Source organism: Sporosarcina sp. CAU 1771 (genome assembly GCF_054482775.1).
The window spans coordinates 73,307-81,832 of record NZ_JBTLRN010000011.1 but is presented as its reverse complement, the minus strand read 5'-3'; the positions used below and the strand labels follow the sequence as shown (position 1 = coordinate 81,832).

The following is an 8,526-nucleotide window of genomic DNA, read 5'->3' as shown; positions in this document are numbered from 1 at the left end:
TGCAGGGCAGGTTGCCCACGTGTTACTCACCCGTCCGCCGCTAAACTTACAGGAGCAAGCTCCTATAAGTTTCGCTCGACTTGCATGTATTAGGCATGCCGCCAGCGTTCGTCCTGAGCCAGGATCAAACTCTCCATAATATCTGGCGTCCGATACATAGCGAATTGCGTTGTCAACTTCGTTCGTTCAGTCGGTCACGTACCCAAAAGTACGCTCCCTTCTTCTCTCACTCGTTTCCTAGCACTTCACTACGTCTCGAACGCCAGCAGTTATTACAGAAGAAAATGATTGCTCATTTCTTGCTGACTTGAACCCGAAGGTTCGGTTTGTTTCTATCAATTGAATACTATTCTAAAAATAACATCCAATCGTTTATTCTTGACGTTTTGCTGTTCAGTTTTCAAGGTTCATTGTTAAGTTTTTCACTGTCGCGTTTTGTCGGTATATGGTGTTCGTTTTTGCGACTCCTTAAATATAACAAAACATTAAACAGTTGTCAACACTTTTGTAAAAGTAATTCAAAAGCTGTTCAACCTCTATTATAACTCATTCTTCTAATAATTCAAGTAACAAGTTTGTTACAAGAAAGAAAGAGTGAATACTATTTTCACATAACTCGAAACTCCAAGTATTTTGTAGAACAACTACATTTTGTCTTTGGACCAAAAAAACGATTCCCCTTTTTGTTAAAGGGAAATCGTTAGCCATCATTACTATTTAACAAATATGAAATACAGTAGGAATATTACCCACATTCCATACATTATAGGATGAACTTCTTTTTTCCTGCCACTTAAAACCATTGTAATTGGATAGAATAAAAATCCGATTGCGATACCCGTAGCGATACTATATGTTAACGGCATTGCAATAATCGTCAAAAATGCAGGCACTGCTATTTCAAACTGCTTCCATTCTATGTTTCCTAATGAAGAAACCATTAGAACTCCAACAATCACAAGAGCAGGTGCAGTCACATGGGGTGTAATGACCATAAGTATTGGCGAGAAAAATAACGCTAATAGAAAGAGTACTCCTGTAACAACGGAGGCAAAACCTGTTCTTGCTCCAGCACCTACGCCAGCTGAAGATTCAATATAAGATGTAGTCGTCGATGTACCAAAGAGTGAACCGGTTACTGTTGCAAGCGAATCTGCAAGGAGTGCTTTTCCTGCTCGCGGTAACTTATCATCCTTCATTAGACCTGCTTGATTGGCTACGGCAACAAGTGTACCTGCAGTATCAAAGAAGTCGACAAACAAAAATGTAACAACAACAATTAAAAATTGTACTGTAAATAAAGAGCCCGGATCATTAACTATTGGATCGAGTGCAACACCGAATGTCGAACTAACACTTGGAATTTCTCCGACAATTTGCTTAGGGACTTCGATCAACTTTACAAGCATACCTACTATTGTTGTAGCAATCATTCCATAAAAAATAGCTCCTTTTACTTTACGAACCATCAAGACAACTGTTAATACAAGTCCAAAGATAGCGAGTAAGGTCGGACCTTGAGACAGATCACCTAAGGCAACTAGAGTAGCTGGATCCGCGACAATAATTCCCGCGTTTTGGAAGCCTAGGAACGTAATGAAAAGACCTATCCCTGCACCGACTGCATATTTAAGCTGTGCGGGAATTGCATTAATAATTGTTTCACGAATGCCTGTTAAAGATAAAACTATAAAAATAAGTCCGGAAAATAACACACCCGTCAACGCTGTTTGCCAAGGTATACCATATGTAAGTACTACGGTATAAGCGAAAAATGCGTTTAAACCCATTCCAGGAGCAAGTGCAATTGGGTATCTTGCGATAATCCCCATGAATAGTGATCCAACTGCAGCGGCTAAAGCTGTGGCAACAAATACAGCACCTTTATCCATTCGCATTGCATCAGGTAAATCAGCTACTGAATCCAATGACAGCATAAGTGGATTGACCACCAATATGTAAGCCATCGCTAGAAACGTTGTAACTCCACCGATTATTTCCTGCCTGTAGTTCGTTCCGAGTTTATCAAACTCAAAATATTTTTTCATCAGTTTACCGTCCTCTACTTCATATTTAAATATTACTTAATAAATTCCTAGTATTTCATCGTATTAATTTTATGAAAACAAAAAGCACACGACTCTAAATCGCATGCTTCGTCTCTACATATCAAAAACGGAAGTAGAATCCTTCCATTTTGATATTAGCGAACAGAATTTTGCCACCTTTAAAAAAAGTGGCAATTTCCCATCCGTCATTCGTAGTCAGAACATTTAAGGTGTTCTGGTAGAGACTCCCAAGCCATATTCCTGGATTTATACGATGTTTTTATTTAATTATTCCCACTCAATTGTTGAAGGTGGCTTGCTCGTCACATCATAAAGTACGCGGTTGATACCCGGGACTTCCGATGTCATACGTGAACTAATCTTTTGAAGTACTTCCCAAGGGATTTTAGCCCAATCTGAAGTTACCCCATCAACCGAATTTACTGCACGTATCCCAATCGCATAGTCATACGTACGTTTGCCATCCGTAATCCCAACACTTCGGATATCAGGAAGTACCGTAAAGTATTGCCATATCGCTCTTTCAAGGTCTGCTTTTGCGATTTCATCGCGCAAGATTGCGTCCGATTCACGAACAATATGCAGTTTCTCTTCTGTTATTTCACCAAGTACACGAATTCCAAGCCCAGGTCCTGGGAATGGTTGACGCCAAACAATTGTATCTGGCAAACCAAGTTCGCTTCCAACTGCTCGGACTTCGTCTTTAAATAAAGCCGCTAGCGGTTCAATCAATTCGAAATCCATGTCTTCTGGTAATCCACCTACGTTATGGTGAGACTTAATGGTTTCTTTTGTTAACGTACCACTTTCTAGAATATCTGTATAGATTGTCCCTTGAGCAAGGAAGTCAATCCCTTCAAGCTTTGCTGCTTCATCATCGAATACAGCTATGAATTCATTACCAATAATTTTTCGCTTCTCTTCAGGATCAGAAACACCCGTCAACTTATCTAAGAAGCGTTTGCGTGCATCAATTTTAATGAAATTCATATTAAATTTCCCACTAAAAGTTTCAACTACACTCTCTACTTCACCTTTACGAAGTAAACCATGATCGACAAACATGCATGTTAACTGATCACCAATTGCATGGTGTAAAAGTCGAGCAACTACAGAGGAGTCTACACCGCCACTCAGCGCACAGAGAACTCTTTTATCGCCAACAGTTGAACGTATTTTTTCAACTTCGATTTCAATAAACTTAGCCATTGTCCATTCATCTTTTGCTTCGCAAATATCGAAGATAAAGCGACGAAGAAACTCTTCACCGTGAGTAGTATCTGGAGATTCAGGATTATATTGGATACCATAAATCTTACTCTCTTCGTTAATAATCGCAGCAATTTCACACGCATTACCGCTCGCACAATTTGTAAATCCTTGCGGAAGGGTTTTGACAAGGTCTCCTTGACTTAACCAAACATCTTGTGTTTCATCTTGCCCCGCAAATAAAGAATAGGCCGTATTGAACGTTAGCTTCTCCAAACCGTATGTACGTTCAGATACTTTCTCTAGTTCTCCACCGAATTGCTTCACAATTAGCTGCATTCCATAACAAATACCAAGTATAGGAATACCTGCTGAGAAGATTTCAGAATCGATCCCGTATGCATTATCATCTTCAACTGAAAGTGGACCACCTGATAAAATAATTCCAGCAACATTCATCCCTTGGATTTCTTGCACTGTAATTGTGTGGGGATGTAATTCGCTGTATACTCCAAAGTCTCGAATCATGCGAGTTAGACGTTGGCTATACGGACTTCCATAATCGATGACGACTACCTTTTCCTGTTCGACCAATAAAGGAGCTGTTGACAATGAAACCACCTCTTCCTGTTAATTCTAAAATTGCTTCAAATAGAAAGACGCGTTAGAAAGACCATCCTTCCACGCGTCTCATGATCCACAAAGGTGTGAAAACAAAACTAAATATACTATCCAACACCCTTGCAGAAACTTCCGTATTAAGTGCCCGGACATCTATGAGTACATTCTTAGGTTATTCTTTTTATAATTTTACTGCGAACGCTGTCAAAAATCAACCCGAAGTCCTATTAATTAAATCTTCCCAAACTTTCATTAATTCTTGCCAATCCTGTTCCTCTTGAACATCACCATATAATCCCTTTTCATAAGCATGCGTTAATTCCTTCATTAAACTACCTCCAAAAAAGCTATCAACATAAACCGCATAAGCAGATAGCGTCACTCCTTGCTTGCGTGGCAATCCAAATCGATCTAATTGTTTTAGCAATCGTTTATACTGCTTTGAATAATTATCCCAGCTCGGTTTACTTGAACGTGCAGCCGAGATTAGTAGCTTAGGCATCCACTTAATCCTCTTTTTAAACAGTTGCCAAATAATCAATGTGACAGTTGCCATAGACAAAATAAGCACCCATACGTATTTTAATACCCATAAACCAAACGTTTCAAATGACTTAGCAATGTCAAAGCTAGTCATTTTCGTTTCTTCCTTCTCCGGTTTTTCCGGATTCTCTTCCGCTTGCTTTTGTTGTTCAGGTACTTCAGGGTCATTGTCTTCTAACTCGATATCATAATCTATTGTAGCCGTTCCGTTAAAACCAATAGTTGGTTCGAATGGCATCCATCCAATACCCGGCATATATGCCTCTACCCATGAATGTGCTTCGTTGTTAGTAACTTTATAAACTCGTTGCCCCTCTGAATTCTTTCCTAAATCGCCTGGTGCGAACCCCTTCACCCAGCGTGCTGGGATACCGACGGATCGCAACATTACGACCATAGATGTTGAAAAGTTATCGCAATATCCTCTTTTCGTATCAAAAAGAAATTGGTCCACATAATCATCCTGTTCTTCAGGAATCGCTACGTCTTTTCGATCATAAACAAAACCACTTCTAGCAAAATATCGCTCAATCGCTCTTGTTTTGTCATATACATTACCCGCATTTTCAGTCGTAGCTAGCGCTAACTCTTTAACTCGTTCAGGAAGTTCCTCAGGAAGCTGAAGATATTCAGAGAACTCTTCGCCTAACGCTGATAGAGACTCCATCGATGTTTCTCTTAATCTTTTCAAACTAAAATCATGCTCTACATAGCTTAGTTCATAGGAATCTAATGAACTTTCACGATTATCTTTCAAAGTACGATATTGTCCAGAGTCCTCCAAACGTAAAAACAAAACATCTTCATTTGAAACTGCCTTCGTCAATCCATAGGGATACATAAGAAAAGGGTACTTTTCAGACATTGCAACTTGAGCTTGTTTTTCCTTTTCGAGTTTTACCTCTTCACTAAACTCTAGTTCCCCCATATCCATGCCCGCTTCGTAAATTACTTGGGATTGCTCTTCTACAATTTGCTCCCAGCCTTTAGACGTATACGTATTTTTAGTTTCGATTTTCCAATATTGCCTTCGCTCGACATCCGCTTCAAATATGAGTGTATCATCTTGTACAAATGGACCACCAAGTGCTGAGTCATTGGGATCATACCCACTTTTTGCAATTCCTCCGGCCCCCTCTTTTTCACCTGCACCTTCTGCCTTCGAAGTAATGTAAGATACTGGATCAGGCCAAAAAGCTGATTGGATGGGCAAGACGTTCGCTAAAACCCCACCTAGGGTAAGTACAAATAAGAGTGGGACAGCAATCGTCACAAAAACGCTACCCGAAAGAGACACATTGCTCTTTTTCGTTAATTTTAATATAGTCAATATCCCGAGCAATAACAGACCAGAGATCATAATCCGAAAAACTGAACCTTCTCCAGAGTACCCACTAAATGTATCCATAAAAGCTATAAAGATAACTGTCATTGCATAAAAAAGTAGAATATTTCTTCTCACTTCAATCCAGTGACGAATGAGATACGTGGTCATCCAGAGAAGCAAAAAGAATAAAACCGTTCGAAAAGGATTCGTTAACTCATCCCAATTACCATTTAAAATAATCATGAAATTAGAAATAATATCGTCCAGCAATGCACTACTTGTTTCTAGTGTAAATAGTACTTTATTTAAATAAATGTAATTTAGCACACTAAATATGTACAGTAGTTTTATCGGACCTGATATCCACCATCTAACTTGAGCAAAGTAAAGAAGAAAGGTTAGCGCAATAAATAGAAGGAAAAGCTCCAAGTAATCCGTGTCGCTAAGTTCCATAACTGGCATGAGCCATTCCCTTAGAAGAAAATATGAAAGTGTATATAGTACAACTTGAAGTAGTCTATTCGTCCATTTTTCACTCATAAATGCACCACCTCTTTAAACGCATCAGAAAATTGCTGTGGCGTTATTAAACGGATAGTGACTCCACGCTTTTCCGCCTTTTCGATATCCTCGTGTAGTGTAGTACTCTTCTTGTCGTCTTTTTTTCGAACTACAAAACAGATGACAGAACGAATATTCATCGCGCGCTGCACAACAGATTGAATAAATGCCCAATCCGGGTTTCCTGTAATTACTACCATTGTACTTGCTTGTTGAAGTTCACTTCCAAATCCTGTCGAATAGTTAACCGATGAATTGCTAACAGGCTTAACCTTAGCCAAATGAGTGAGAACCCTCTGCACCTCTTCTTCCGTTTGAATAAAAGGAAATACAGTTTGTTTAGAACCCGTCGTTACGAGACCAAGTCCTGCTTGGTGATTCGAAACCGCCCTTACAATAGAAGCAGTTAGTTCTACTTGTTCTTCAAACACGTCCGAAGCACGTCCGTCCAAAACGATAAATAACTCTTGTGATCTTCTATCTTCAAATTCTTTTGTCATCAGGGTTTGTGTTCTCGCGAACGATTTCCAGTGAATCCAAGACATTCTATCACCTGTCTGATAATCTCTGACACCAGTCGCCATTGTCGTATCTTTCACAATGTTTAACGGCGATACCGATACCCCTCTTTCGTATTGGGTTGCCATTGGAACATAATCGATATCAGTTATTTTGGGGTAAACGATTACAGAATTTACGATTTCTATAAAGTGGACTTTTCGAATCCAACCAAAAAAGTCCAACAACTCCATTTGTACACCTTGTATCACATGTTCTCCGCGAGGCATGTTCTGCACTTCATATTCCCAGTGCACTTCGTTTTTAAATCCAAAAACAAAAAAGTGTTTCAACTTATCTCCTGCGAGATTCGGAATTTCTACACCCTCATACTTTTCTGTCAAAACAACATACAACAAAGGAAATCGGCTAGTTCTTTTGACCGTCATTGCAACCTTATACTTACCACCCTTTTGAACAGTAGGCGTTAGAATGATTCGTTCTGCAGTAACTGTACTTAGCGGATAAAAAAACAACAGTAATGAATAAGCAATAAATGGGATTAAAACGTAGAAAATTGTCCAACTTACTTTCCCACCTTGAAACATGGCAAATGAAAATACCGACGCCAATACAAACAGCACAAATAAGAATCTACTGTATGCAGCTAACAGATTCCCTATTTTCTTCATCTTTGAGCAACCTTATCAATCGGTACTCGCACCTTCGTTAAAATTCGTTCGGTAATTTCATCCGTGGAAATCCCTTCATACTTGGCTTCAGATTTTAAAATCATTCGATGCCCAAATACAGACGGAGCTAAATATTGAACATCGTCCGGCTTCACATAATTCCGCCCATTCAACATCGCATACGCTTGACATGCTTTCATAAGCGCAAGTGATCCTCGTGGACTCACTCCTAGATAGACATATGGATTGTTTCGTGTCGCTCCGGCACATTCAACGATATAATTTCGAATCGTAACATCCACGTATACCTTTTTAACCGCAGCTTGCATATCCTTTAACTCTTCTAGTGTAATTACAGCTTCTAAACTGTCAATTGGATTTGTTTTTTCAGCACGTCGAAGTAATTCCGCCTCCTCGTTTCCGGTAGGATAACCCATCTTTAATTTAAATAAAAATCGGTCGAGTTGTGCTTCAGGAAGTGGATAAGTCCCTTCGTATTCGATTGGGTTTTGTGTAGCCATAACAAAAAATGGTTGTGGTATTCGCATCGTTTCACCATCAATTGTGACTGAGGACTCTTCCATTCCTTCCAAAAGTGCCGACTGCGTTTTAGGAGAAGTTCTATTAATTTCATCTGCTAGCACGATGTTTCCCATTATCGGACCAGGTCGGAATTCGAATTCCATTTCTTTTGGATTGTAAATGGATACGCCTAATACATCCGATGGCAAAAGATCCGGTGTGAACTGAATGCGTTTAAAGTCTGCACCAATTGATTTTGCTAACGCTTTCACCATCATCGTCTTACCAACACCCGGGACATCTTCAAGCAAAACATGCCCCCCCGCAAGAAGTGCAGTTAGACTTAGTTCTGCGATATTTCTTTTACCTATCATTACTTTTTCAATATTCGTTAATACTTTTTCAATCTGTTCTTTATGAATCATCTTCGTTCCCCCAGTTTATACGTCATCTCTCTTTGTCCGAATAGTCAATCATGAGTTTG

At 39.4% G+C, this 8,526-nt stretch carries 5 protein-coding genes, 1 rRNA gene and 1 riboswitch; all 6 genes read right to left on the bottom strand.

Annotated features, from left to right (window positions below; all coding sequences use genetic code 11):
- Window positions 1-140 (bottom strand): 16S ribosomal RNA (locus ACXYMX_RS09640); the annotation flags it as partial.
- 573 nt (window positions 141-713) lie between these two features.
- On the bottom strand, window positions 714-2,048 hold the full coding sequence (locus ACXYMX_RS09635) for an NCS2 family permease (RefSeq protein WP_459044038.1): 1,335 nt from the start codon (window positions 2,046-2,048) through the stop codon (window positions 714-716).
- A gap of 193 nt (window positions 2,049-2,241) precedes the next feature.
- Window positions 2,242-2,342, bottom strand: a riboswitch (purine riboswitch).
- Window positions 2,337-3,890, bottom strand: a complete 1,554-nt coding sequence (guaA, locus tag ACXYMX_RS09630; protein WP_459044037.1) for a glutamine-hydrolyzing GMP synthase — start codon at window positions 3,888-3,890, stop codon at window positions 2,337-2,339. It overlaps the preceding riboswitch by 6 nt.
- A 220-nt stretch (window positions 3,891-4,110) precedes the next feature.
- Window positions 4,111-6,309, bottom strand: a complete 2,199-nt coding sequence (locus ACXYMX_RS09625) for a DUF4129 domain-containing transglutaminase family protein (RefSeq protein WP_459044036.1) — start codon at window positions 6,307-6,309, stop codon at window positions 4,111-4,113.
- Window positions 6,306-7,520 (bottom strand): DUF58 domain-containing protein, encoded by a 1,215-nt coding sequence (locus ACXYMX_RS09620; RefSeq protein ID WP_459044035.1) that lies wholly within the window; start codon window positions 7,518-7,520, stop codon window positions 6,306-6,308. Before ACXYMX_RS09620 ends, ACXYMX_RS09625 begins: the two co-directional genes overlap by 4 nt.
- A complete protein-coding gene (locus ACXYMX_RS09615; protein WP_459044034.1) occupies window positions 7,517-8,467 on the bottom strand; it encodes an AAA family ATPase in 951 nt (316 codons plus the stop codon). The genes ACXYMX_RS09620 and ACXYMX_RS09615 overlap by 4 nt, the downstream gene beginning before the upstream one ends.
- Between the last annotated feature and the right edge of the window lie 59 nt (window positions 8,468-8,526).

Bases quoted from the DNA above. Each gene is read 5' to 3' on its own strand.
- ACXYMX_RS09635 (WP_459044038.1), bottom strand. From the start codon at position 2,048: ATGAAAAAATATTTTGAGTTTGATAAACTCGGAACGAACTACAGGCAG.
- ACXYMX_RS09625 (WP_459044036.1), bottom strand. From the start codon at position 6,309: ATGAGTGAAAAATGGACGAATAGACTACTTCAAGTTGTACTATATACA.
- ACXYMX_RS09620 (WP_459044035.1), bottom strand. From the start codon at position 7,520: ATGAAGAAAATAGGGAATCTGTTAGCTGCATACAGTAGATTCTTATTT.
- ACXYMX_RS09615 (WP_459044034.1), bottom strand. From the start codon at position 8,467: ATGATTCATAAAGAACAGATTGAAAAAGTATTAACGAATATTGAAAAA.